This window comes from Pseudomonas sp. R9.37 (assembly GCF_963878885.1).
Lineage (GTDB): Bacteria > Pseudomonadota > Gammaproteobacteria > Pseudomonadales > Pseudomonadaceae > Aquipseudomonas.
The window spans coordinates 550,254-576,604 of sequence record NZ_CAWNZA010000032.1 but is presented as its reverse complement, the minus strand read 5'-3'; the positions used below and the strand labels follow the sequence as shown (position 1 = coordinate 576,604).

At 59.3% G+C, this 26,351-nt stretch carries 21 protein-coding genes; 18 read left to right on the top strand and 3 right to left on the bottom strand.

The window, feature by feature from the left end; translation table 11 throughout:
- Window positions 1-6: 6 nt before the first annotated feature.
- The 3 genes from dapC to map form a co-directional block, all read right to left on the bottom strand.
- On the bottom strand, window positions 7-1,206 hold the full coding sequence (gene dapC / locus AACU78_RS18490) for a succinyldiaminopimelate transaminase (protein WP_106577172.1): 1,200 nt from the start codon (window positions 1,204-1,206) through the stop codon (window positions 7-9).
- Between the two features lie 177 nt (window positions 1,207-1,383).
- Entirely contained in the window at window positions 1,384-4,086 is a 2,703-nt protein-coding gene (locus AACU78_RS18485) for a [protein-PII] uridylyltransferase (protein ID WP_106577171.1), read from the bottom strand.
- Window positions 4,087-4,151: 65 nt separating this feature from the next.
- Window positions 4,152-4,934, bottom strand: coding sequence for a type I methionyl aminopeptidase (gene map, locus AACU78_RS18480; RefSeq protein WP_106577170.1), 783 nt, complete (start codon window positions 4,932-4,934; stop codon window positions 4,152-4,154).
- 385 nt (window positions 4,935-5,319) lie between these two features.
- On the opposite strand from map, the gene rpsB reads away from it, so the two are divergent.
- From rpsB to tilS, 18 genes are all read left to right on the top strand, one after another.
- Complete coding sequence (gene rpsB / locus AACU78_RS18475; protein WP_003219330.1) at window positions 5,320-6,057, top strand: 30S ribosomal protein S2; 738 nt, start codon at window positions 5,320-5,322, stop codon at window positions 6,055-6,057.
- A 191-nt stretch (window positions 6,058-6,248) separates the two neighbouring features.
- Window positions 6,249-7,112, top strand: a complete 864-nt coding sequence (gene tsf / locus AACU78_RS18470; protein WP_083359812.1) for a translation elongation factor Ts — start codon at window positions 6,249-6,251, stop codon at window positions 7,110-7,112.
- 212 nt (window positions 7,113-7,324) lie between these two features.
- A complete protein-coding gene (gene pyrH / locus AACU78_RS18465; protein WP_003172271.1) occupies window positions 7,325-8,068 on the top strand; it encodes a UMP kinase in 744 nt (247 codons plus the stop codon).
- Window positions 8,065-8,622: a ribosome recycling factor gene (gene frr, locus AACU78_RS18460; RefSeq protein ID WP_106577169.1), complete on the top strand. Its 558-nt coding sequence runs from the start codon at window positions 8,065-8,067 to the stop codon at window positions 8,620-8,622. The genes pyrH and frr overlap by 4 nt, the downstream gene beginning before the upstream one ends.
- 17 nt (window positions 8,623-8,639) lie before the next feature.
- Entirely contained in the window at window positions 8,640-9,395 is a 756-nt protein-coding gene (uppS, locus tag AACU78_RS18455) for a polyprenyl diphosphate synthase (protein ID WP_017137143.1), read from the top strand.
- Window positions 9,396-10,205: a phosphatidate cytidylyltransferase gene (locus AACU78_RS18450; RefSeq protein ID WP_106577168.1), complete on the top strand. Its 810-nt coding sequence runs from the start codon at window positions 9,396-9,398 to the stop codon at window positions 10,203-10,205.
- Entirely contained in the window at window positions 10,202-11,392 is a 1,191-nt protein-coding gene (gene ispC / locus AACU78_RS18445) for a 1-deoxy-D-xylulose-5-phosphate reductoisomerase (protein ID WP_106577167.1), read from the top strand. The genes AACU78_RS18450 and ispC overlap by 4 nt, the downstream gene beginning before the upstream one ends.
- A gap of 53 nt (window positions 11,393-11,445) precedes the next feature.
- A complete protein-coding gene (gene rseP / locus AACU78_RS18440; protein WP_106577166.1) occupies window positions 11,446-12,798 on the top strand; it encodes a sigma E protease regulator RseP in 1,353 nt (450 codons plus the stop codon).
- 74 nt (window positions 12,799-12,872) lie between these two features.
- Complete coding sequence (gene bamA, locus AACU78_RS18435) at window positions 12,873-15,263, top strand: outer membrane protein assembly factor BamA (protein WP_106577165.1); 2,391 nt, start codon at window positions 12,873-12,875, stop codon at window positions 15,261-15,263.
- A gap of 45 nt (window positions 15,264-15,308) precedes the next feature.
- Window positions 15,309-15,812, top strand: a complete 504-nt coding sequence (locus AACU78_RS18430) for an OmpH family outer membrane protein (RefSeq protein WP_003189173.1) — start codon at window positions 15,309-15,311, stop codon at window positions 15,810-15,812.
- Between the two features lie 3 nt (window positions 15,813-15,815).
- Window positions 15,816-16,871 (top strand): UDP-3-O-(3-hydroxymyristoyl)glucosamine N-acyltransferase, encoded by a 1,056-nt coding sequence (lpxD, locus tag AACU78_RS18425; protein ID WP_106577164.1) that lies wholly within the window; start codon window positions 15,816-15,818, stop codon window positions 16,869-16,871.
- 111 nt (window positions 16,872-16,982) lie between these two features.
- On the top strand, window positions 16,983-17,423 hold the full coding sequence (gene fabZ, locus AACU78_RS18420) for a 3-hydroxyacyl-ACP dehydratase FabZ (protein WP_016976866.1): 441 nt from the start codon (window positions 16,983-16,985) through the stop codon (window positions 17,421-17,423).
- Window positions 17,420-18,196, top strand: coding sequence for an acyl-ACP--UDP-N-acetylglucosamine O-acyltransferase (gene lpxA / locus AACU78_RS18415; RefSeq protein WP_106577163.1), 777 nt, complete (start codon window positions 17,420-17,422; stop codon window positions 18,194-18,196). The genes fabZ and lpxA overlap by 4 nt, the downstream gene beginning before the upstream one ends.
- Before the next feature lie 2 nt (window positions 18,197-18,198).
- Entirely contained in the window at window positions 18,199-19,338 is a 1,140-nt protein-coding gene (gene lpxB / locus AACU78_RS18410; RefSeq protein WP_106577162.1) for a lipid-A-disaccharide synthase, read from the top strand.
- Window positions 19,335-19,967, top strand: a complete 633-nt coding sequence (gene rnhB / locus AACU78_RS18405; RefSeq protein WP_106577161.1) for a ribonuclease HII — start codon at window positions 19,335-19,337, stop codon at window positions 19,965-19,967. The genes lpxB and rnhB overlap by 4 nt, the downstream gene beginning before the upstream one ends.
- A 76-nt stretch (window positions 19,968-20,043) precedes the next feature.
- A complete protein-coding gene (gene dnaE, locus AACU78_RS18400; RefSeq protein ID WP_106577160.1) occupies window positions 20,044-23,565 on the top strand; it encodes a DNA polymerase III subunit alpha in 3,522 nt (1,173 codons plus the stop codon).
- A 129-nt stretch (window positions 23,566-23,694) separates the two neighbouring features.
- Window positions 23,695-24,642 carry an acetyl-CoA carboxylase carboxyltransferase subunit alpha gene (locus AACU78_RS18395; protein WP_106577159.1) on the top strand — a complete coding sequence of 316 codons (948 nt, stop codon included), beginning with the start codon at window positions 23,695-23,697 and terminating at the stop codon, window positions 24,640-24,642.
- 208 nt (window positions 24,643-24,850) lie between these two features.
- Window positions 24,851-26,170 carry a tRNA lysidine(34) synthetase TilS gene (gene tilS / locus AACU78_RS18390; RefSeq protein WP_106577158.1) on the top strand — a complete coding sequence of 440 codons (1,320 nt, stop codon included), beginning with the start codon at window positions 24,851-24,853 and terminating at the stop codon, window positions 26,168-26,170.
- The last annotated feature ends 181 nt before the right edge of the window (window positions 26,171-26,351 follow it).

The window sequence follows — 26,351 nt, the reverse complement described above, 5'->3', positions numbered from 1 at the left end:
TGAGTGTCAGCGGCGGCGCTGAATGAAGTCGCGAATGCGCTCCGCCGCCTCAACACACTCCGCCAACGGTGCAACCAGCGCCATGCGCACGCGCCCGGCGCCTGGGTTGACGCCGTCCACGTCCCGGGACAGGTACGAACCTGGCACCACGGTCACGTGTTCTTCCACGAACAAGTCACGGCAGAACGCAGCGTCGTCGCCATTCACGTTCGGCCACAGGTAAAACCCGCCGTCCGGGCTTTGTACGTCCAGCACCGGCTTGAGAATGGCCAGCACGGCGTCAAACTTCTCGCGGTACAGGTCACGGTTGGCCAGCACGTGGGCTTCATCCTGCCAGGCCGCGATGCTCGCCCGTTGGGTTTGCACCGGCATCGCGCAGCCATGGTAGGTGCGGTACAGCAGGAAGGCCTTGAGGATGTCGGCATCGCCGGCCACAAAGCCCGAGCGCAGGCCCGGCAGGTTGGAGCGCTTGGACAGGCTGTGGAAGACCACGCAGCGTTTGAAGTCCTGACGGCCGAGCTCGACGCAGGCACTGAGCAGGCCGGGCGGCGGGGTGTGTTCGTCGAAGTACAACTCGCTGTAGCACTCGTCGGCGGCGATGACGAAGTCGTACTCGTCGGCCAGGGCGATAAGCTTTTTCAGGGTGTCGACCGGAATCAGGGCTCCGGTGGGGTTGCCCGGCGAGCACAGGAACAGGATCTGGCAGCGTTTCCAGATGTCCGGCGACACGGCGTCAAAATCCGGGTTGAAACCGTTGGCGTCCAGGCACGGCAAGTAATGCGGCTTAGCGCCGGCCAGGAACGCGGCGCCTTCGTAGATCTGGTAGAACGGGTTCGGGCTTACTACCAATGCGTCGTCAGCGCGGTTGACCACGGTCTGGGTGAAGGCAAACAGCGCTTCACGGGTGCCGTTGACCGGCAGAATATTGCGCGCCGGGTCCAGCCAACCCTTGGGCACGTTGAAGCGGCGTTCGCACCAGGCGCCGATGGCCTCGCGCAATGCCGGAATGCCCAGCGTCGTCGGGTACACGGCCATCTGGTCGAGGTTGTCAGCCAGCGCCTTGGCAACGAATTCCGGCGATGTGTGCTTGGGCTCACCGATGGACAGCGCAATCGGGCGTTTGTCCGGGTTCGGCGTGACGCTGCCGAGCAGGGCGCGCAGTTTCTCGAACGGGTAGGGCTGCAGCTGGTTCAGGGCGTTGTTCATCGCAAGTCTCATTCAATTCGGTTGTAAGCGTGCGTTCTGCCGGGCAAAGCCATTCAAATGTGGGAGCGGGCTTGCCCGCGAATGCGGTGCATCAGTCAATCCATGTGTACCTGACCCACTGAATTCGCGAGCAAGCCCGTTCCCACACAAGTGCGCCCACACAGTGATAACAGGTGTTCAAATAGTCAGGCGCGTCAGCTCGACACCGGGCTCCTGGGTCACGCTCAGTTGCTGCACGATCGCAGCCTGCAAGCGTCGGCACAGTTCAGGGTCGGACAGCGGCTGGTTGTCGGCGTCGGTAATGAAGAACACGTCCTCCACGCGCTCGCCGAGGGTCGCAATCTTGGCATTCTGCAACGACAGGTCGAACTCCAGGAAAATCCCGCCGATGCGCGCCAGCAAGCCGGGACGGTCCGGCGCGCTGAGTTCCAGCACGGTCACCGGGCGCTGGGCGTCGTTGGAAATGGTCACCTGAGGCGCAAAGGCAAAGTGCTTGAGCTGACGCGGTACGCGGCGCTGGATGATCGTCGGGTAATCGTCCGGGTTACGCAGTGCTTCGGTCAGGCCTTCGCGGATCTTTTTCACGCGCACCGGGTTATCGCCGATGGAGTCGCCGTCGGTGTCGAGCACGATGTAGGTGTCGAGGGTGAACTGGCTGCTCGAGGTGATGACCCGCGCGTCATGGATGTTCAGGTTCAACTGGTCCATGGCCGCCACGGTCACGGCGAAGAAGTCGTGCTGATCGGGCGCATAGATAAAGATCTGCGTGCCGCCTTCGAATTCGCGCTGGGTGGTTTCCTTGATCAGTACCAGCGGGCCACCATCGGCGGGCTGCTGCAGGATCGCGTCACTGTGCCAGGCCACGTCGCCGGCGGTGTGGCGCAGGAAGTAATCGTCACCCAGTTGCGACCACAGCTGTTCGACGTCGTCCGGGTCATTGCCGCCGCGCACCAGGATATCCAGGGCCGCGCTTTGGGTGCGGCGGATCTGCTCTTCGCGATCTACCGGGTTTTCCAGGCCGCGGCGCAGCGCGCGCTTGGTCTCGGTGTAGAGCTGGCGCAGCAGGCTGGCACGCCAGGAGTTCCACAATGTCGGGTTGGTGGCATTGATGTCGGAGACGGTCAGCACGTAGAGATAGTCGAGACGGGTTTCATCACCGACGATGCCGGCGAAGTCGTGGATCACCTGCGGGTCGGACAAATCCTTGCGCTGGGCGGTGGTCGACATCACCAGGTGGTTCTGTACCAGCCAGACGATCAGGCGGCTGTCCCACAGCGGCAGTTGATGGCGCTGGCAGAACGCCTCGGCATCGACTGCGCCGATCTCCGAGTGGTCGCCATGCCGGCCCTTGCCGATGTCGTGGTACAGGCCGGCCAGGTAGATCAGTTCCGGCTTGGGCAGCTTGGCCATGAGCTTGCTGGCCAGCGGGAATTTCTCTGATACCTGGGTGTACTGCAACTTACGCAGGTGCTTGATCAGGTTCAGGGTGTGGGCGTCTACGGTGTAGATGTGGAACAGGTCGTGCTGCATTTGCCCGACGATAAAGCCGAACTCCGGCAGGTAACGCCCGAGGATGCCGTACCGGTTCATGCGCCGCAGGTTGCGGTGGATGCCGATTTTGCATTTGAACAGCTCGATAAACAGGCTGGTGTTGCGGATGTCATTGCGAAAATCATCATCGATCAGATGACGGTTTTCCCGTAGCAGGCGGATGGTGTCGGCGCGCACGCCTTTGATTTCCGGCTGCTGGGCCATCAGCACAAAGATTTCCAGCATGGCGAACGGGGTGCGGCGGAACACGTTGTCGTTGCGCGCCTCGATGTAGCCGTCGTGCAGTTGGAAGCGCGAGTTGATCGGCTGCGGCGGTGCTTCGTCTTCGGGCGCCAGGATCACTTCTTCGAAGTGCTGGATGATCAGGTCGCTGAGCTGGGCGATGCTCATGACCACCCGGTAATACTGCTGCATGAAGCTTTCGATGCTGGTCTTCGCGTCCTCGCCCTCGAACCCCAGGAGGGTGGCGATGGAGCGCTGGTGGTCGAACAGCAGGCGGTCTTCGGAGCGGCCTGCGAGCATGTGCAGGGCGTAGCGCACTTTCCACAGGAACTCCTGGGACGAGGCCAGCAGGGCGTTTTCGCTCTCGACCAGAAAGCCTTCGCCGGCCAGGGCGCGCAGGTTCAGGGTGCCGTATTGGCGACGCGCGACCCACAAAATGGTCTGGATATCGCGCAGTCCGCCCGGTGAGCCTTTGACGTTGGGTTCCAGGTTGTATTCGGTGTCGTTGTACTTGTGGTGCCGGGCCTTCTGCTCGGCGCGCTTGGCCAGGAAGAATTCCTTGCTCGGCCACATATGCGCGGTGCTGGTGACTTCCAGCATGCGCTTGCGCAGGCGCTCTGGGCCGGCAATGGTGCGGCTTTCCATCAAGTTGGTAATGACGGTGAGGTCGGCGCGCGCCTCTTCGGCGCATTCGTCTACAGAACGAACGCTCTGGCCGACTTCCAGGCCGATGTCCCACAACAGCGTCAGAAAGCGCTCGATGGAATCGCGAAAGATCTCATGATCGGCGCTGTCCAGCAGGATCAGCAGGTCGATGTCGGAGTAGGGGTGCAGCTCACCGCGACCGTAGCCGCCGACGGCCACCAGGGCGATATCGGCGTCTTCACTCCAGTTGAACTGTTCCCAGGCCTTTTGCAGGATGTTGTCGACGAACCAGGCGCGGTCCTCGATCAGTCGACGAATGTCCCGGCCACTGCGAAAGCGCGCATCGAGCACTTCGCGGGCCTGGCGAATAGCCTTCTTGAAGGCAAAGATGGGGCTTGCCTTCAAGGCCAGTTCAGCCTGGAACTGGCCACGGTCGAAGAGTTCGGGATCCACCTGGGGCATCGATCGGCTTTCCTTTCTATCTATCAGTCAGTCACAACACCGTTGGGGGAAAACCAAAGCAACCTTTAGGCCGAAACGCGTGGAATCGTGTCGTCTGCGCGCAAGGTGAAGATCTCGTAGCCGGTTTCGGTGACCAGCAGGGTGTGTTCCCACTGTGCCGAGAGCTTGCGGTCCTTGGTGATGGCGGTCCAGCCGTCGCCCAGCACCTTGGTGTCGGCCTTGCCCTGGTTGATCATCGGCTCGATGGTGAAGGTCATGCCCGCCTTGAGTTCCATGCCGGTGCCGGCGCGACCGTAATGCAGGATCTGCGGTTCTTCGTGGAATACTTTGCCGATGCCATGGCCACAGAATTCGCGGACCACCGAGAAGCCGTTCTTTTCAGCGTGCTTCTGGATCACTTCACCGATATCGCCCAGGCGGCAGCCGGGCTTGACGATTTCGATGGCCTTGTACATGCATTCCTGGGTGACCTGCGACAGGCGCTCGGCCCAGACCGGCACGGTGCCGACGTGGAACATGCGGCTGGTGTCGCCGTGGTAGCCGTCTTTGATCACGGTCACGTCGATGTTCAGGGTGTCGCCGTCTTTCAACGGCTTGTCGCCTGGAATGCCATGGCAGACCACGTGGTTGATCGAGGTGCAGATGGACTTGGGGAAGCCCTTGTAGTTCAGCGGCGCAGGGATGGCTTTTTGCACGTTGACAATATAGTCGTGGCAGATGCGGTCCAGGGCTTCGGTGGTTACGCCGGGCTTGACGTGTTCGGCAATCATTTCCAGCACGTCGGCAGCCAGTTTGCCGGCAACGCGCATGCCTGCGATGTCTTCGGCGGTTTTCAAGGTAACGGTCATACAGGCTCTCTCTAGCGCGACGCGCTGAAATCAATACGGTTTACGGGCGTGCGACAAAAGGTTGCAGAATTCGCACAAGCCCCAAAAAACGCGATTCTACCAGACGCGGGCGGCAAACCATGAGCGTCTGACGATCGCTTCTCTCTATAAGGTAGGGGCATGTTGGCTCTATTCAAAGGCTTACGCAAAAGCCGATCACGGCAAATGTGATTGCGGGTTTCGTTTTTGTCCTTCGTGTGGTATAAAATGCGCCGCTTTCCGGGGATACCCCGCAAAGCTTAAATCCACACACGTGTCGACACGATGACCTGGGTGCCGGAGGCGAATGCCGCTGGTTGGTCATTGGGATACGTGGAGGCCAAACCCGACTTATTAAGGAACTATCATGTCCCAAGTCAACATGCGCGATATGCTGAAGGCCGGTGTGCACTTCGGTCACCAGACCCGTTACTGGAACCCGAAAATGGGTAAATACATTTTCGGCGCGCGTAACAAGATCCACATTATCAACCTTGAAAAAACCCTGCCAATGTTCAACGAAGCGCTGACTTTCGTAGAGCGTCTGGCCCAGGGCAAAAACAAGATTCTGTTCGTCGGCACCAAGCGTTCCGCTGGCAAGATCGTTGCTGAAGAAGCAGCACGTTGCGGTTCGCCGTACGTCGATCATCGCTGGTTGGGCGGCATGCTGACCAACTTCAAAACCATCCGTGCTTCCATCAAGCGTCTGCGTGACCTTGAAGTGCAAGCCGAAGACGGTACTTTCGCCAAGCTGACCAAGAAAGAGGCGCTGATGCGCACTCGCGACCTGGAAAAGCTCGATCGTTCCCTGGGTGGTATCAAGGACATGGGCGGTCTGCCTGACGCACTGTTCGTTATCGACGTTGATCACGAGCGCATCGCGATCACCGAAGCCAACAAGCTGGGCATCCCTGTTATCGGCGTAGTCGATACCAACAGCAGCCCGGAAGGCGTTGACTACATCATCCCAGGCAACGATGACGCAATCCGCGCTATCCAGCTGTACATGGGTTCGATGGCTGACGCTGTAATCCGTGGTCGCAACCACGTTGCTGGCGGTACCGAGCAGTTCGTTGAAGAAGCTCCGGTAGCTGCCGCTGAGTAACTGACGCCCTGGCGTTGACTCAGTAAGCAAAAAGGGGGCTTGGCCCCCTTTTTGCCACCTCGAAAACCATTTGTCGGCAGCGCAGCTACATCTTCTGTAACGTGCAGCGGCCTACAAGGGTGATTCGGGAAGAATTGATCGCCCGTTTGATCGGGTGGAATGGTTGAAAACCTATCCAAGAGGATTTTGAAATGGCAGAGATTACTGCAGCGTTGGTTAAAGAACTGCGTGAGCGCACCGGCGAAGGCATGATGGATTGCAAAAAGGCCTTGACCAAGGCCGGCGGCGACATCGAAAAAGCCATTGATGACATGCGTGCTTCCGGCGCCATCAAGGCTGCCAAGAAAGCAGGCAACGTAGCTGCTGAAGGCGCTATCGCTCTGAAAGAAGACGGTAAGTCCGCTGTTCTGCTGGAAGTGAACTCGCAGACCGACTTCCTGGCTCTGCAAGACGACTTCAAGGCATTTGTTGCTGCTAGCGTTGAAAAAGCGTTCGCCGACAAACTGACCACTGTTGAGCCGTTGATCGAAGCTCAAGAAGCTGCTCGCCTGGTACTGGTCGGCAAGGTTGGCGAAAACGTCAACATCCGTCGTCTGGCGCGTATCGAAGGTGATGTGGTTGGCGGTTACCTGCACGGTAACAAAATCGGCGTTGTGGTTGCCCTTAAAGGCGGCGACGTTGAGCTGGCCAAAGACATCGCTATGCACGTAGCGGCCAGCAACCCAGAGTTCCTGCTGCCATCGGAAGTGTCTGCTGACGCAATCGAGCGCGAAAAAGCTGTGTTCCTGAGCCTGAACGCTGACAAGATCGCCGGCAAGCCAGAAAACATCGTTGAAAACATGATCAAAGGCCGTATCAGCAAGTTCCTGGCTGAAGCGAGCCTGGTTGAGCAGGCGTTCGTCAAGAACCCTGAAATCAAGGTTGGCGAACTGGCCAAGAAAGCCGGTGCTGAAATCGTTTCCTTCACTTACTACAAAGTAGGCGAAGGCATCGAGAAGCCGGTCGACAACTTCGCTGAAGAAGTTGCTGCCCAGCTGGCTGCCGCCAAGCAATAAGACAGTTTTCAACTGTCGCCCGAAAGAGGCTGCCCGCTCACGCGCGCAGCCTCTTTTCAAATGGGAAGGCCAATTTTTATTTGGTTTCCTCTCGGAACTGGCTTACAAAGCCGTGTTCCGATGGCGCTGAGACAGCGTCCAGCTAGAGTGAACGCAAGCCGTAAACGGCTCGCCAAGAATTTTTAAAAAATACGCCGCAGGAGAGATTCGCAATGGCTCAGCAGGGCAGTGGTTATCAGGCTCGCTATAAACGCATTCTACTCAAGCTTAGCGGCGAGGCCCTGATGGGCTCGGAAGAGTTCGGGATCGATCCCAAGGTGCTCGACCGCATGGCGCTGGAAGTCGGCCAATTGGTCGGTATCGGTGTTCAGGTCGGCCTGGTGATTGGCGGTGGTAACCTGTTCCGTGGTGCGGCGCTGAGTGCGGCCGGCATGGACCGGGTAACTGGCGACCACATGGGCATGCTGGCCACTGTGATGAACGCCCTGGCAATGCGTGACGCCCTTGAGCGTGCCAATATCTCGGCGATCGTGATGTCGGCTATTTCCATGGTTGGCGTGACCGATCACTATGATCGTCGCAAAGCCATGCGTCACCTGAACGCCAAAGAAGTAGTGATCTTTGCTGCCGGTACCGGCAATCCGTTCTTCACCACGGATTCGGCTGCCTGCCTGCGCGCCATCGAAATCGATGCCGACGTCGTGCTCAAGGCCACCAAGGTGGACGGTGTCTACACCGCAGACCCATTCAAGGACCCGCATGCCGAGAAGTTCGATCATCTGACCTACGATGAAGTACTGGATCGCAAGCTGGGCGTGATGGACCTGACGGCTATTTGCCTGTGCCGTGACCACAAGATGCCACTGCGCGTATTTAACATGAACAAGCCCGGCGCCCTGCTGAACATCGTACACGGCGGCGCGGAAGGGACTCTGATCGAGGAAGGCCAACAATGATCAACGAAATCAAGAAAGACGCTCAAGAGCGTATGCACAAATCCCTGGAGTCTCTGGCCCATGCTTTTGGCCAGATTCGTACCGGTAAGGCACACCCAAGCATCCTGGGCAGCGTGATGGTGCCGTACTACGGCACTGACACCTCCATTACCCAGGTCGCCAACATCACTGTAAAAGACTCGCGCACCCTGCAAGTCGTGGCCTTCGAGCGCAACATGCTCGCAGCCGTCGACAAAGCCATCCAGAGCGCCGGCCTGAACCTCAACCCGACCAACCTGGGCGAGTTGTTGCTGATCTCCATGCCTGCCCTGACTGAAGAAACCCGCAAGGGCTTCACCAAGCAGGCGCGCAGCGCTGCTGAAGATGCGCGTGTTGCCGTGCGCAACATTCGTCGTGATGCGTTGGGCGACCTCAAGAAACTGGTCAAGGACAAAGAAATCAGCGAGGACGAAGAGCGTCGCGCCGTTGCTGATATCGACAAACTGACCAAAGACGCCGAGGCCCAGATCACCAAGGCCACGGAAGAGAAAGAAAAGGACCTGATGGCCGTATAAGGGGTCAGGACGCCTTCATGGAAAAGACCAAGCAGACTGTGCCCTCCGTGGTGCCGCGCCATGTCGCGATCATCATGGATGGTAATAATCGCTGGGCGAAAAAACGCTTTATGCCGGGTGTCGCCGGGCATAAGGCGGGTGTCGATGCGGTGCGCGCTGTTATTGAAGTGTGTGCCGAGGCCAAGGTCGAGGTGTTGACTCTGTTTGCCTTCTCCAGCGAGAACTGGCAACGGCCCGCCGAAGAAGTCAGCGCCTTGATGGACCTGTTCTTCAAGGCGTTGCGTCGTGAGGCCAAGCGCCTCAACGACAACAACATCAGCCTGCGCATCATTGGTGATCGCTCGCGGTTCCATCCGGAACTGCAAGCGGCCATGCGCGAAGCCGAGGCTATCACCGCCGGCTCCAACCGTTTTGTGCTGCAGATTGCAGCCAACTACGGTGGCCAGTGGGATATCGCCCAGGCTGCACAGCGGCTTGCCCGCGAAGTGCAGGCCGGGCATCTGCGGCCCGACGACATTACGCCCGAATTGTTGCAAACCTGCCTGGTAACCGGTGATCTGCCGTTGCCGGACTTGTGCATCCGTACCGGTGGTGAGCACCGCATCAGCAATTTCCTGCTGTGGCAGCTGGCCTACACCGAGCTGTACTTCTCCGACCTGTTCTGGCCGGACTTCAAACACGATGCCATGCGCAATGCGCTGGCCGATTTTGCTTCCCGTCAGCGTCGCTTCGGTAAAACGAGCGAGCAGATCGAAGCTGGAGCCCGGGTTTAAATGCTTAAACAACGAATCATCACAGCACTGATCCTGCTGCCGATTGCCTTGTGTGGTTTTTTTCTGCTCGACGGTTCCGGCTTTGCGCTGTTTATCGGCCTGGTCGTTACCCTGGGTGCTTGGGAATGGGCACGCCTGGCCGGTTTCAACGAGCAGTTGCCGCGCGTGGTTTACGCCGCTGTGGTGGCGCTGTTGCTGTTTCTCATGCATACGCTTTCGAGCATTGTCGTGCCTTGGGTGTTGGGGGCAGCGGTGCTGTGGTGGGCGCTCGCGACCTTCCTGGTGCTGACCTACCCGCGCACCAGCGGCCAATGGTCCAGCGTGGCCAGCAAGTTGGTGATTGGTCTTCTGATTTTGCTGCCGGCCTGGCAAGGGCTGGTGGAAATCAAGAATTCGCCGATGGGCAACTGGCTGATCATGGCGGTGATGGTGCTGGTGTGGGGTGCTGACATTGGTGCCTACTTCTCCGGCCGGGCGTTCGGCAAGCGCAAGTTGGCGCCAGCCGTCAGCCCGGGCAAGAGCTGGGAAGGTGTTTACGGTGGCTTGGCATTGACGTTGGTGATCACGCTGGTTGTCGGCGTGGTGCGCGACTGGTCGGTCAAGGAAATCTTCCTGGCCTTGCTGGGCACTGCCGTTGTGGTGTTCATCTCCGTGGTGGGTGACCTCACCGAAAGCATGTTCAAGCGCCAGGCCGGAATCAAGGACAGCAGCAACCTGCTGCCGGGTCATGGCGGCGTGCTGGATCGAATCGACAGCCTTACCGCTGCCATTCCCATCTTCGCCGTGCTGTTGTGGATGGCGGCTTCGTGAGCCGCCTGCAACAGGTGACCGTGCTGGGCGCGACCGGCTCGGTCGGGCTCAGTACGCTGGATGTGATCGCTCGCCATCCAGATCGTTATCAGGTATTTGCGCTGACCGGCTTCTCTCGTTTGAATGAGTTGCTGGCCTTGTGCGTGCGTCATACGCCTAGATTCGCCGTTGTGCCAGAGGTGTCGGTAGCGCGCGGCTTGCAGGACCAATTGAGGTCTGCAGGCCTTGCGACCCACGTATTGGTGGGCGAGGAGGGCTTGTGCCAGGTCTCGGCTGATGCCGAAGTCGACACTGTGGTGGCCGCCATTGTTGGCGCGGCAGGGTTGCGCCCCACACTGGCCGCGGTCGATGCCGGCAAAAAGATCCTGCTGGCCAATAAAGAGGCGCTGGTGATGTCCGGCACGCTCTTTATGCAGGCTGTGCGCAAGAGTGGCGCCGTGCTGCTGCCTCTGGACAGCGAACACAATGCGATCTTCCAGTGCATGCCCGGTGATTTTGCCCGAGGCCTGAGCCAGGTTGGCGTGCGGCGGATTCTCCTGACGGCTTCCGGTGGCCCTTTCCGACAAACTCCGCTGGCTGATCTTGAGCATGTCTCGCCTGATCAGGCGTGTGCACACCCAAACTGGTCGATGGGGCGAAAAATCTCCGTGGATTCGGCGAGCATGATGAACAAAGGCCTTGAGTTGATCGAGGCGTGCTGGTTGTTCGATGCGCGGCCTGATCAGGTCGAGGTGGTGATTCACCCGCAAAGTGTGATTCATTCCCTGGTCGACTATGTCGATGGTTCGGTTCTGGCCCAGCTGGGCAACCCCGATATGCGTACGCCAATTGCCAATGCGCTGGCCTGGCCGGAGCGGATTGATTCCGGCGTTGCGCCGTTGGACCTGTTTGCCATTGCCCGCCTGGACTTCGAAGCGCCCGACGAGCAGCGCTTCCCGTGCCTGCGTCTGGCCCGGCAAGCGGCAGAGGCGGGCAACAGTGCGCCGGCCGTGCTCAATGCGGCCAATGAGGTGGCGGTGGCGGCGTTTCTTGACGGGCGTATTCGCTTTCCGCAGATCGCGAGTATCATCGAGGACGTTTTGAGCCTTGAGCCCGTTGTGGCAGTGGATGATTTGGGTGCAGTGTTCCAGGCCGATACAAAGGCCCGGGCCCTGGCCCAGCAGTGGTTGAACCGCAACGCGCGTTAGTCTGTGGGCAGGTTTGAGTCTTCAGGCACTGGATTGGAATGCGGAGAAATTAGATGAGTGCGCTCTACATGATTGTCGGCACCCTGGTTGCTCTGGGTGTGCTGGTAACCTTTCACGAATTCGGCCACTTTTGGGTCGCGCGTCGTTGCGGCGTCAAGGTGCTGCGCTTTTCCGTCGGTTTCGGCATGCCGCTGTTGCGTTGGCACGACCGTCGGGGCACTGAATTCGTGATTGCGGCCATTCCGCTGGGCGGCTACGTCAAGATGCTCGACGAGCGTGAAGGCGAGGTACCTGTCGATCAGTTGGACCAATCCTTCAACCGTAAGACCGTTCGTCAGCGTATCGCCATTGTCGCAGCCGGCCCGATCGCCAATTTCCTCTTGGCAATCGTGTTCTTCTGGGTCCTGGCCATGATGGGCAGCCAGCAGGTGCGCCCGGTCATCGGCGCAGTTGAAGCAGACAGCATGGCGGCCAAGGCCGGGCTGATCGCTGGGCAGGAAATTGTTTCTATTGATGGCGAGCCCACCACCGGCTGGGGCGCTGTCAATTTGCAGTTGGTTCGCCGCATGGGCGAGAGCGGCACTATTAATGTGGTGGTGCGCGAGCAGGACTCCACCTCCGAGACGCCGCGTGAATTGTCCCTGGACCATTGGCTCAAAGGCGCAGAAGAGCCTGATCCGATCAAGTCTCTGGGCATTCGTCCGTGGCGTCCGGCCCTGCCGCCGGTGCTCGCCGAGCTGGACCCGAAAGGCCCGGCGCAGGCCGCAGGTCTGAAAACCGGCGATCGCCTGTTGGCGCTGGATGGTCAGGCGCTGGGCGACTGGCAGCAAGTGGTGGATCTGGTGCGTGTACGGCCTGATACCAAAATTGTGCTGAAAGTTGAGCGCGATGGTGCTCAAATCGACGTCCCTGTGACCCTGGCTGTTCGCGGGGAAGCCAAGGCGGCCGGGGGTTACCTCGGTGCGGGGGTAAAAGGTGTCGAGTGGCCGCCATCGATGGTGCGCGAGGTGAGCTTCGGGCCTTTGGCGGCAATTGGCGAGGGTGCAAAACGCACTTGGACCATGAGTGTGCTGACGCTCGAATCGCTCAAGAAAATGTTGTTCGGCGAGCTCTCGGTAAAAAACTTGAGTGGACCGATAACCATTGCTAAAGTGGCGGGCGCTTCTGCCCAGTCGGGTGTCGCGGATTTCCTGAATTTCCTGGCTTATCTGAGTATTAGCCTTGGAGTTCTGAATTTGCTGCCCATTCCAGTATTGGATGGGGGGCATCTGTTGTTTTATCTGGTCGAGTGGGTGCGTGGTCGCCCCTTGTCGGATCGGGTGCAGGGTTGGGGGATACAGATCGGTATCAGTTTGGTGGTCGGAGTGATGTTGTTAGCTCTGGTCAACGATCTGGGACGACTGTAACGCTTCGCTGAATTGCGAATCTGCCGCATTTTGCGGCAGTTTGTTTATTGCCAGTTGGAATAAGAAAGGACTTCATGAAACGTCTGCTGCTAACTGCGGTTCTCACCGTATTGATGATCGCCGAAGTTCACGCCGAGTCCTTCACTATCTCCGATATTCGCGTCAACGGCCTCCAGCGGGTTTCCGCGGGTAGCGTCTTTGGTGCCTTGCCGTTGAACGTCGGGGAACAGGCGGATGATCGTCGCCTGGTGGAATCCACTCGTGCGCTGTTCAAAACCGGGTTCTTTCAAGATATCCAACTGGGTCGCGAAGGCAATGTCCTGGTCATCACTGTCGTCGAGCGACCTTCTGTCGCCAGTATCGAGATCGAAGGTAACAAGGCGATCTCCACTGAGGACTTGATGAAGGGTCTCAAGCAATCCGGCCTTGCCGAGGGCGAGATCTTCCAGCGCGCCACCCTTGAAGGTGTGCGTAACGAATTGCAACGTCAGTACGTTGCCCAGGGCCGCTACTCCGCGACCGTGGAAACAGAAGTGATCCCGCAGCCTCGTAACCGTGTTGGCCTCAAGGTCAAGATCAACGAAGGCACCGTGGCGGCAATTCAGCACATCAACGTGGTGGGTAACACCAAGTTTGCTGATGACGACCTGATCGACCTGTTCGAACTCAAGACCACCAACTGGTTGTCGTTCTTCAAGAACGATGACAAGTACGCCCGTGAAAAACTGTCGGGTGACCTGGAACGTCTGCGCTCCTACTACCTGGACCGTGGCTACATCAACATGGATATCGCTTCGACCCAGGTGTCCATCACCCCGGACAAGAAGCACGTCTACATTACTGTCAACGTCAACGAAGGCGAGAAGTACACCGTTCGTGACGTGAAACTCAGCGGCGACCTGAAAGTACCTGAAGACCAGGTCAAGGCGCTGTTGCTGGTACAGAAAAACCAGGTGTTCTCGCGCAAGCTGATGACCACCACGTCCGAGCTGATCACCCGTCGTCTGGGTAACGAAGGCTATACCTTCGCCAACGTCAACGGCGTTCCGACTCCGCACGATGATGACCACACTGTGGACATCACCTTCGTCGTTGACCCGGGCAAGCGCGCCTACGTGAACCGCATCAACTTCCGTGGCAACACCAAGTCTGCGGACGAAGTGCTGCGCCGTGAGATGCGTCAAATGGAAGGTGGCTGGGCGTCGACTTACCTGATCGACCAGTCCAAGACTCGTCTTGAGCGCCTGGGCTTCTTTAAAGAAGTCAACGTCGAAACCCCGGCCGTACCGGGCGTTGATGACCAGGTTGATGTGAACTACGCCGTTGAAGAACAAGCGTCGGGTTCGATCACCGCCAGCGTTGGTTTCGCACAGAGCGCCGGTCTGATCCTCGGCGGCTCGATCACCCAGAACAACTTCCTCGGTACCGGTAACAAGGTTTCCATCGGCCTGACCCGAAGCGAATACCAGAGCCGCTATAACTTCGGTTATGTCGACCCCTACTGGACTGCTGATGGTGTGAGCTTGGGCTACAACGCCTTCTACCGCACCACTGACTACAAAGACCTCGACGTTGACGTTGCAAGCTATGCGATCGACAGCCTCGGCGCCGGTGTGAACATCGGTTACCCGATCAGCGAGACGTCGCGTCTGACCTTCGGCCTGACCGCGCAACAAGACAAGATCAAGACCGGTGTGTACACCGTGGACGAAATCTTCGACTTCGTGCGTAAAGAGGGTGACCAGTTCCTGAACTTCAAGGCTTCGGCCGGTTGGTCGGAATCGACCCTGAACAAAGGCGTGCTGGCGACCCGTGGTCACTCCCAGAGCCTCACGGCAGAAGTGACTACGCCGGGCAGCGACCTGTCGTTCTTCAAGCTCGACTACCGTGGTCAGTTGTTCCAGCCGTTGAGCGATAACTACACCATGCGTCTGCACACTGAGCTGGGTTATGGCGACGGTTATGGTTCGACCAATGGCTTGCCGTTCTACGAGAACTACTATGCTGGTGGTTTCAACTCGGTGCGTGGCTTCAAGGACAGCACCTTGGGTCCACGTGGTACGCCGAGCCGTGGCGTTGGCGTAACGGGTAACCAGGGCACTCTGGCTGACTCGGACAACGATCCGCTGCCATTCGGTGGTAACGTTCTGATTCAAGGTGGTGCGGAGATTCTATTCCCGCTGCCGTTCGTCAAGGATCAGCGTTCCCTGCGTACTTCGGTCTTCTGGGATGTGGGTAACGTGTTCGACTCCAAGTGCGAACAGGTTAAAAACCCGGCACCTGGTTCCGTGTCCAACACCCAGTGCAACGACGTGAGCCTCAGCAACCTGGCGAGCTCCGTGGGCGTTGGTGTGACTTGGGTGACTGCGCTTGGCCCATTGAGCTTTGCTCTGGCCATGCCGATCAAGAAACCGGATAACGCTGAAACCCAGATTTTCCAATTCTCCCTCGGCCAGACGTTCTAAGCGTCTGACCCAAGATAACGACAACGGATTCTGTAGGAGTACATCGTGCGCAAGTTGACTCAATTGGTTCTGCTGGCCACCGTGCTGGTGACCACCCCGGCCTTCGCCGAAATGAAAATCGCCGTTCTGAACTATCAGATGGCTCTGCTGGAATCCGACGCGGCCAAGCGTTACGCAGTGGATGCCGAGAAAAAATTCGGTCCGCAACTGACCAAGCTGAAAACGCTGGAGAGCAGTGCCAAAGGCATCCAGGATCGTCTGGTAGCCGGTGGCGACAAAATGCAGCAAGGCGAGCGTGAGCGCCTGGAGCTTGAATTCAAGCAAAAGGCCCGTGACTACCAGTTCCAGTCCAAGGAGCTGAACGAAGCCAAAGCCGTTGCCGACCGTGAAATGCTCAAGCAGCTCAAGCCGAAACTCGACAGCGCTGTGGAAGAAGTCATCAAGAAAGGTGCCTTTGACCTGGTGTTCGAACGCGGCGCCGTGATCGACGTCAAGCCTCAATACGACATCACCCGCCAGGTGATCGAGCGCATGAACCAGCTGAAGTAAGCCATGACCGCGACTATCAAACTCGGCGAGTTGGCCGAGTTCCTGGGTGCTACCTTGCGCGGCTCCCCGGAGAAAGAAATCACTGGGCTAGCCACCTTGCAGGGGGCTGGCCCAGCTCAGTTGAGCTTCCTCGCAAGTCCCCAATATCGTAAATACCTGGTCGACAGCCAAGCCGCAGCCGTGTTGCTGAAGGCCGCTGATGCCGAAGGGTTTGCCGGGGATGCGCTGGTGGTGGCCGATCCTTACCTGGCTTATGCCCGGGCCTCGCACCTGTTCGATCCAAAGCCAACGGCTGCTGGCGGTATTCATCCGTCTGCGGTCATTGCTGATGATGCCTGGGTTGACCCTGCGGCAAGCATTGGCGCGTTTGCCGTGATCGAGAGCGGCGCGCGCATTGCCGCCGGCGTCACAGTGGGTGCGCATTGCTTTATCGGCGCGCGCTGCGAGATCGGTGCCGATGGCTGGCTGGCTCCGCGTGTCACCCTGTACCACGACGTGCGTATCGGTGAGCGTGTGGTCATTCAGTCGGGCGCCGTGATCGGGGGTGAAGGCTTCGGCTTTGCCCAATCCAAAGGCATCTGGCACAAGATTGCCCAGGTGGGCGGTGTGCTGATCGGCGACGACGTGGAAATCGGCGTCAATACCGCAGTGGACCGTGGCGCCTTGGCGGATACCGTCATCGGTAACGGTGTGAAGCTCGACAACCAGATCCAGATTGCCCACAACGTACAGATTGGCGATCACACCGCCATGGCCGCGTGCGTGGGGATTTCCGGCAGCACCAAGATCGGCAAGCATTGCATGCTCGCTGGTGGCGTCGGGTTGGTGGGGCACATCGAGATTTGCGACAACGTCTTCATTACCGGCATGACCATGGTAACGCACTCGATTACCGAGCCCGGTGCCTATTCTTCCGGTACCGCCATGCAGCCCGCGGCTGAATGGCGCAAGAGTGCAGCACGTTTGCGGCAGCTCGACGACATGGCTCGACGCCTCAAACAGCTGGAAAAGCGTGTTGGGGACGTGACCCCTGGCGGTAATGCTTCATCAGAAGGCTGATACCATTTCCATATCAAGTGTGCACAGCCGCTAGACTGCCTCCTTGATTTGCTAGCGGGGCGTGCGTTTTGTCCGCCCGCCCCCAATCTTTATTACAGGCTTCCCCCCGAAATGATGGACATCAACGAGATTCGCGAATACCTGCCTCACCGTTACCCGTTCCTGCTGGTGGACCGTGTAGTGGACCTCAACATCGAGGAAAAGCGCATTCGTGCCTACAAGAATGTCAGCATCAACGAACCGTTCTTCAATGGCCACTTCCCCGCGCATCCAATCATGCCGGGCGTATTGATCATCGAAGCGATGGCCCAGGCTGCCGGTATCCTTGGTTTCAAAATGCTCGACCTCAAGCCTGCCGATGGCACGCTGTATTATTTCGTGGGCTCCGACAAGCTGCGTTTTCGCAACCCGGTCACACCGGGTGACCAGTTGATCCTGGAAGCCAAGTTCATTAGCTGCAAGCGCCAGATCTGGAAGTTCGAATGCCAGGCCTCGGTGGACGGCAAGCCGGTGTGCTCTGCTGAGATCATCTGCGCGGAACGCAAACTATGAGTTTGATTGACCCTCGCGCAATCATCGATCCGTCGGCCGTTCTGGCCGCCGACGTTGAGGTCGGCCCATGGTCGATCGTCGGCGCAGGTGTTGAAATCGGCGAGGGGACTGTCATCGGGCCACACGTGATCCTTAAGGGTCCGACCCGCATTGGCAAACACAATCGTATCTACCAGTTTTCCTCGGTAGGCGAAGACACCCCGGACATGAAGTACAAGGGTGAGGAAACACGCCTGGTAATCGGTGATCACAACATCATCCGTGAAGGCGTGACGATTCACCGCGGTACCGTGCAGGATCGTGCCGAGACCACTCTGGGGGATCACAACCTGATCATGGCCTATGCCCACATCGGCCACGACAGCGTCATCGGCAACCATTGCATTCTGGTCAACAACACTGCGTTGGCGGGCCATGTGCATGTTGATGACTGGGCGATTCTGTCTGGCTTTACCCTGGTGCATCAGTATTGCCATATTGGCGCCCACAGCTTTTCCGGCATGGGCACTGCGATCGGCAAGGACGTTCCGGCCTTCGTCACGGTATTCGGCAATCCGGCTGAAGCGCGCAGCATGAACTTCGAAGGCATGCGCCGTCGCGGGTTCAGTGAAGATGCGATTCACGCCCTGCGCCGCGCCTATAAGGTGGTTTACCGTCAGGGTCTGACGGTTGACCAAGCCTTGACCGAACTGACCGAGCCGGCAGCGTTGTACCCGGAAGTCGCGGTGTTCCGTGACTCTATCCAGGCATCGACTCGCGGCATCACTCGCTGATCATGGCTAATCTGCGTATCGCGTTGGTGGCCGGAGAAGCTTCCGGCGATATTCTCGGCGCAGGCTTGATGCGGGCCCTCAAGGCCCAGCATCCTGCGGTGGAATTTATCGGTGTGGGCGGTCCGCTCATGCAGGCCGAAGGGCTGACGTCCTACTTTCCCATGGAGCGTCTTTCCGTCATGGGGCTGGTGGAAGTGCTGGGCCGTCTGCGCGAGCTGCTGGCTCGCCGCAAGCTGCTGATTCAGACCTTGATTGAAGAAAAGCCTGACGTCTTTATCGGAATCGATGCGCCGGACTTCACCCTCAATATCGAGCTCAAGTTGCGTCAGGCCGGGATCAAGACCGTGCACTACGTCAGCCCTTCGGTATGGGCGTGGCGGCAGAAGCGCGTGCTCAAGATCCGTGAAGGCTGCGATTTGATGCTGACACTGCTGCCGTTCGAAGCCAGGTTCTACGAAGAGAAGGGCGTGCCGGTGCGGTTTGTCGGGCACACCCTGGCCGATACCATTCCGTTGCAAGCTGATCGCGCGGCTGCGCGTGCCGAGCTGGGTCTGCCCGACGGCCCGCTTGTAGCGTTGATGCCGGGCAGTCGCGGCGGTGAAGTCGGTCGCCTGGGGGCGCTGTTTTTTGACGCCGCCGAACGTCTGCAGGCGTTGAAGCCCGGCATTCGTTTTGTGTTGCCATGTGCCAGCCCGCAACGTCGTGCACAAATTGAAACGCTGCTGGAAGGGCGCACGCTGCCGGTGACCTTGCTGGACGGTCAGTCGCACCTGGCCCTGGCGGCATGTGATGCGGTACTGATCGCCTCAGGCACCGCCACCCTGGAAGCGTTGTTGTACAAGCGTCCGATGGTCGTGGCCTATCGCCTCGCGCCGCTGACGTTCTGGATTCTCAAGCGCATGGTCAAAAGTCCTTACATCTCCTTGCCCAACCTGTTGGCCCAGCGTCTGCTGGTCCCGGAGTTGTTGCAGGACGATGCAACGCCCCAGGCTCTGGCGCAAACGCTACTACCCTTGATCGACGGCGGCGAAGAACAGACCCGCGGTTTCGACGACATCCACCGGACCTTGCGCCGTGATGCGTCGAACCAGGCTGCAGACGCCGTGCTGACCTTGATTGGCCACAAACAGGAAGCCCTATGACGACGCAAATGGGCCTGGACTTCAGCCTGGTCGCGCAAGTGCACGAGCTGGTCGCCGGGGTTGACGAAGTAGGGCGCGGTCCGCTGTGTGGCGCCGTCGTCACGGCGGCGGTGATTCTCGATCCGAACCGCCCGATCCTGGGCCTCAACGATTCGAAAAAACTCACCGAAGCGCGTCGCGAAGAGCTTTACGACGAGATCTGTGAAAAAGCTCTGAGCTGGCATATCGCCCGGGCTGAAGTCGAAGAAATCGACGAGCTGAACATCCTTCACGCGACCATGCTGGCCATGCAGCGCGCAGTGGAAGGCCTGCATATCACGCCCAAAATGGCGATGATCGACGGTAACCGTTGCCCTAAACTGGCGATGCCTGCCGAAGCGGTGGTCAAGGGTGACAGCAAGGTTCCCGCCATCGCTGCCGCCTCGATCCTGGCCAAAGTCAGCCGTGACCGTGAGATGGCCGCGTTTGAGTTGATATACCCCGGCTACGGCATGGGTGGCCATAAAGGCTATCCGACGCCCGTTCATCTGGAAGCCCTCGCTCGCCTCGGCCCCACGCCGATCCATCGCCGCTCGTTCGCCCCGGTCCGCCAGGCTTACGAGCTGCGCGAGAGCCTCATCGAGGTTTAGTCGCGAGGCTGATGTTTTGCTCAAGGCCCGGTACAATCCGGGCCTTGTTGTCTCCACGTATTAGAACAGGATCACTATGCCGGCTTCATTCGTTCACCTGCGCCTGCACACTGAATACTCCCTGGTCGACGGCCTGGTACGGATCAAACCGCTGGTCAAAACCCTGGTGGGCATGAACATGCCTGCGGTAGCGGTGACCGATCAGAACAACATGTGTTCTCTGGTCAAGTTCTACAAAAACGCCATGGGCGCCGGTATCAAGCCGATTTGCGGCGCCGACCTGTGGCTGTCCAACAAAGACCCGGATAACCCCCTGAGCCGCATCAGCCTGTTGGCGATGAACGGCGTCGGTTATCGCAACCTCACCGAATTGATTTCCCGTGGCTTTATCGACGGCCAGCGCAACGGTTCGATCATCATCGAGCGCGAGTGGGTGGCCGAGGCGAGCGAGGGCGTGATCATGCTCTCAGCTGCCAAAGAGGGTGAGATCGGCATCGCGCTGCTCGGCGGCAACCCGCAGGAAGCCGAAGTACTGGCGCGCGAGTGGATGCAGGTCTTCCCCGACCGTTTCTACCTGGAAGTTCAGCGCACCAATCGCCCCAATGATGAAGAGCATCTGCACGCCGCCGTGGCCCTGGCCGACAAGCTGGGCGCGCCGCTGGTCGCGACCAACGATGTGCGCTTTATCAAGAAGGAAGATTTCGAAGCCCACGAAACCCGCGTGTGCATCGGCGAAGGCCGGGCTCTGGACGACCCGCGTCGCTCCAAGAACTACAGCGAAGAGCAGTACCTCAAAAGCGCCGAGGAGATGGCCGAGCTGTTCAGCGACCTGCCCGAGGCCCTGGAAAACTCCGTCGAGATCGCCAAGCGCTGCAATATCGAAGTGAAGCTGGGCAAGCACTTCCTGCCCAACTTCCCGATTCCTGATGGCATGACCATCGATGAGTATTTCCGCAAAGTGTCCTTCGATGGCCTCGAAGAGCGCCTCAGCGTGCTGCTGCCCAAGGACACCACCGAGGACTACGAGGCCAAGCGCCAGGTCTACGTTGACCGGCTGAATTTCGAGCTGGATATCATCATCCAGATGGGGTTCCCCGGTTACTTCCTGATCGTGATGGACTTTATCCAGTGGGCCAAGAACAACGGCGTACCGGTAGGTCCTGGCCGTGGATCAGGTGCCGGTTCGCTGGTGGCTTACGTTCAGAAGATTACCGACCTTGACCCGCTGGAATATGACCTGCTGTTCGAGCGGTTCCTGAACCCGGAACGGGTCTCCATGCCCGACTTCGACGTCGACTTCTGCATGGACGGCCGCGACCGCGTGATCGAGTACGTGGCCGAGAAATACGGCCGCAATGCGGTAAGCCAGATCATCACGTTCGGTTCCATGGCGGCCAAGGCTGTAATCCGTGACGTGGCGCGGGTGCAGGGCAAGTCCTACGGCCTGGCGGACCGCCTGTCGAAGATGATCCCGTTCGAAGTCGGCATGACCCTGGAAAAAGCCTACGAGCAGGAAGAAATCCTGCGCGACTTCATCAAGGTCGATGAAGAGGCCGCCGAAATCTGGGACATGGCGCGCAAGCTCGAAGGTGTGGTGCGTAACGTCGGTAAACACGCCGGTGGTGTGGTGATCGCGCCGACCAAGTTGACCGACTTTTCGCCGATCTATTGCGATGAAGAAGGCGATGGCCTGGTAACCCAGTTCGACAAGGACGACGTTGAAGCCGCCGGCCTGGTGAAGTTCGACTTCCTGGGTCTGCGGACCCTGACGATCATCGACTGGGCGCTGAAGACGATCAACCGTGACCGCGCCAAGGTCAACGAAGCGCCGCTGGATATCGCCTTTATCCCGCTGGACGACAAACCGACTTACACCTTGCTGCAAAAAGCCGAAACCACGGCGGTGTTCCAGCTTGAGTCGCGCGGCATGAAAGAGCTGATCAAAAAGCTCAAGCCCGACTGCCTGGAAGACTTGATCGCACTGGTGGCACTGTTCCGTCCCGGCCCGCTGCAGTCGGGCATGGTGGATGACTTCATCAACCGTAAGCACGGCCGCGCCGAGCTGGCATACCCGCATTCGGATTATCAGTACGAAGGCCTCAAGCCGGTACTGGCGCCAACCTACGGCATCATCCTGTATCAAGAACAGGTGATGCAGATTGCCCAGGTGATGGCCGGTTACACCCTCGGCGGCGCGGACATGCTGCGTCGCGCCATGGGTAAGAAAAAGCCCGAAGAAATGGCCAAGCAGCGCGGCGGTTTCATTGAGGGGTGTGCCACCAACAATATCGACGCCGACCTCGCCGGTAACATCTTCGACCTGGTAGAAAAGTTTGCCGGTTACGGCTTCAACAAGTCTCACTCCGCCGCCTACGGCCTGGTGTCGTACCAGACTGCCTGGCTGAAAGCCCATTACCCGGCGCCGTTCATGGCCGCGGTACTTTCGGCGGATATGCACAACACCGACAAGGTCGTGACCTTGATCGAGGAAGTGCGCACCATGAAGCTGCGCCTCGACGCGCCGGACGTGAACGCCTCCGAGTTCAAGTTCACGGTGAACGACGAAGGCCGCATCATCTATGGCCTGGGCGCGATCAAAGGCGTGGGCGAAGGCCCGGTCGAAGCCATCACCGAAGCGCGCCAGGACGGGCCGTTCAAGGACTTGTTCGACTTCTGCGCGCGGGTTGACCTCAAGCGCATCAACAAACGCACCCTCGACGGCTTGATCCGGAGCGGCGCGCTCGATCGCCTTGGTCCGTATTTCCATGATGAGCCCAAGGCTTATCAGGCCAATATCGACCGCAACCGTGCGGTGCTGCTGACCGCCATGGAAGAAGCGATCAAGGCGGCCGAACAGACCGCCCGCACCCACGACAGCGGCCACGCCGACCTGTTTGGCGGCTTGTTCGTCGAAGAGGACGCGGACGTTTACGCCAACCACCGCAAGGCCAAGGAGTTGACCCTCAAGGAACGGCTCAAGGGCGAAAAAGACACCCTGGGCCTGTACCTCACCGGTCACCCGATTGACGAATACGAAGGCGAAATCCGCCGTTTCGCCCGTCAGCGCATCATCGACTTGAAGCCGGCGCGCGACACTCAGACGGTCGCCGGCATGATCATCGCTCTGCGAGTAATGAAAAATAAGAAGGGCGACAAGATGGGCTTTATCACCCTCGACGACCGCTCGGGCCGGATCGAAGCGTCGCTGTTTGCCGACGCTTTCCACTCCGCGCAGTCGTTGCTGCAGACCGATGCCATGGTGGTCGTTGAAGGGGAGGTCAGCAACGACGACTTCTCCGGCGGCCTGCGCCTGCGGATCAAGCGGGTGATGAGCATGGAAGATGCGCGCACCAACCTCGCCGAAAGCCTGCGCTTGAAGGTCAAGACCGAAGCCCTTAAAGGCGATCAGCTACGCTGGTTGGGTGACCTGCTCAAGCGCCACCGTGGCGCATGTCCGGTGACCATGGAATACACCGGCAATGACGCCAAGGCGATGTTGCAGTTTGGTGAGACGTGGCGAATTGATCCCGCCGATGGCTTGATTCAAGCTTTGCGTGACCAGTTCGGGCGAGACAACGTCTTCCTCCAATACCGTTGACGGTCAGATATGTCTGATCTCGACTGAACATTTAATCTCGACCTAAACGCGCCTCTCCCTTAAGGTAGGGCGCGAATAGACAACCGGCTGGCCAGGCACTCCTTGGCCGTCGACCCAAGACGGACGCTTATGAACCCGAATTTTCTTGATTTCGAACAGCCGATCGCTGACCTGCAAGCCAAGATTGAAGAATTGCGCCTGGTCGGCAATGACAATTCGCTGAATATCGGCGATGAGATCGCTCGCCTGCAAGACAAGAGCAGCACGCTCACCGAGGACATCTTCGGCAAGCTGACCAGCTGGCAGATCGCGCGCCTGGCACGCCACCCGCGCCGTCCGTACACCCTGGATTACATTCAGCACATCTTCACCGAGTTCGACGAGCTGCACGGCGACCGCCACTTCTCCGACGACGCGGCCATCGTGGGCGGTATCGCTCGCCTGGACGACCAGCCGGTCATGGTGATCGGTCACCAGAAAGGCCGTGAAGTGCGTGAAAAAGTCCGCCGCAACTTCGGCATGCCGCGCCCCGAAGGCTACCGCAAGGCTTGCCGCCTGATGGAAATGGCCGAGCGCTTCAAGATGCCGATCCTGACCTTCATCGACACGCCGGGCGCTTACCCGGGCATCGACGCCGAAGAGCGTAACCAGAGCGAAGCAATCGCCTGGAACCTGCGTGTCATGGCGCGCCTGAAAACCCCGATCATCGCCACCGTGATTGGTGAAGGTGGTTCCGGCGGGGCGCTGGCCATTGGCGTGTGCGACCAACTGAACATGCTGCAATATTCGACCTACGCGGTGATTTCCCCGGAAGGTTGCGCCTCGATTCTGTGGAAAACCGCCGAAAAGGCACCGGACGCTGCTGAAGCCATGGGTATCACCGCTGATCGCCTGAAAGGCCTGGGCATCGTGGACAAAGTGATCGCCGAGCCATTGGGCGGCGCCCACCGTGACCCGGCTGCCGCTGCTGCCACCCTGCGCGCCGAGCTGGGTTCGCAACTGGCGATGCTCAAGAAGTTCGATAATGAGGCGTTGCTGGCCCGTCGTTACGAGCGCCTGATGAGCTACGGCCTCTGATCAAACGCTGATCTTGCAGACAATGCAGTACCACTGTGGGAGCGGGCTTGTGTGGGAGCTGGCTTGCCTGCGATAGCATCAACTCGGTGTAACAGATAACCCGAGTTGCCTGCATCGTGGGCGAGCCCGGCTCCCACACAAGCCCGCTCCCACATTTGCGTTGTGTATGCTGGGTTATCGCATTCCAGATTGATGGCGGTACTGTGTTATGAAGCCGGCTCTACCCGCCAACCTCTTGCAAAATCTGGCGCCCTGGCGCAATGCCCCGGCCTGGCACATCGCATTCTCGGGTGGTCTGGACTCCACCGTCCTGCTGCACCTGTTGGCCACTCTGGCAACCACCGAAACCCTCCCGCCGCTCAGTGCTGTCCACGTCCACCATGGCTTGCAAGCTGCTGCTGACGCCTGGCCGAGCCATTGCCAGGCGGTGTGTGACGCCTTGGGCGTGCCCTTGCGGGTAATGCGTGTGCAAGTGCAACCGGGCGCCAGCCTTGAGCGTGCGGCGCGTGACGCGCGTTATCAGGCGTTTACCGAGACCACTGGGGCGGGGGAGGTGTTGCTCACCGGGCAGCATCGCGACGACCAGGCTGAAACCCTGTTGTTTCGGCTGATGCGCGGTGCAGGAGTGCGCGGGCTGGCGGCTATGCCTGTGCATCGCCAACTGGCAAGGGGTCACGTGGTGCGGCCGTTGCTGGAGGCCTCGCGTGCTGAATTGGAAGCCTACGCACACGAGCACCAGTTGACGTGGATCGAAGACCCTTCGAACGCCGACCCACGTTTCTCGCGCAATTACTTGCGCCATCGTGTGCTTCCCGTGTTGACGCAGCGGTGGCCTCAAGCCGTTTCCAGCCTGGCACGCACCGCCGAACACCTGAGTGAAGCCCAGGGCCTGCTCGACGAGTTGGCGAGGATGGACTTGCAAGCTGCCGATCAGCCTTCGCCATTTCCCTGGTTGCCTCTGCCCTCGTTGGTTCTGGCTCCACTGCGCGAACGTTCTGACGCCCGCCAACGTAATGCCTTGCGCCACTGGCTGGCGCCTCTGACCCGTTTACCCGACAGCGACCACTGGGCCAGCTGGCAGGCCCTGCGCGACGCCAAGGCTGACGCACAACCGCTGTGGCGCCTGGCCGACGGCCAGTTGCATCGTTGCGGCGAGCGCATCTGGTGGCTGCCCGCAACATGGTTGGAGTTTTCCGACGCCGTGGTCAGTTGGCCGCATCCGCAAAGCCCACTCGCGTTACCCGGCAATGGCCAGCTGAAATTTATCGGTGAGGCTCCCCGAGGTCCGCTTGAGGTGCGTTACCGTCAGGGCGGCGAAATCATCGAAGTGCCCGCTCGAGGCCGGCGCGACTTGAAGCGCTTGCTTAATGAATGCGGGCTGCCGGGCTTTGTCCGTGACAGATTGCCGCTGGTCTATCAGGGTGAGCAATTGCTGGCTGTCCCAAGCCTTGCAGGGCTGTGGGCCAGGCTGCCGGTTGATGGACAATTGGATTGGATGCCACAGACTTGCGATCAAGGTTTGAGCTGATAGAGCCTTTCCGGTAGACTACGCTCCCTTCTTGATACAACTTCTGTGGATTCGACTGAATCGCAGCAGTTGCCGATTACCAAGCAGTCTTTGCTGGGCGATTCCAAAAAATGTGTAGCGATCAACGTACCGGTGTTTCATTGCTGGTCTGTCACAACGCGGCGGTTTTTTTGAAAGGTGC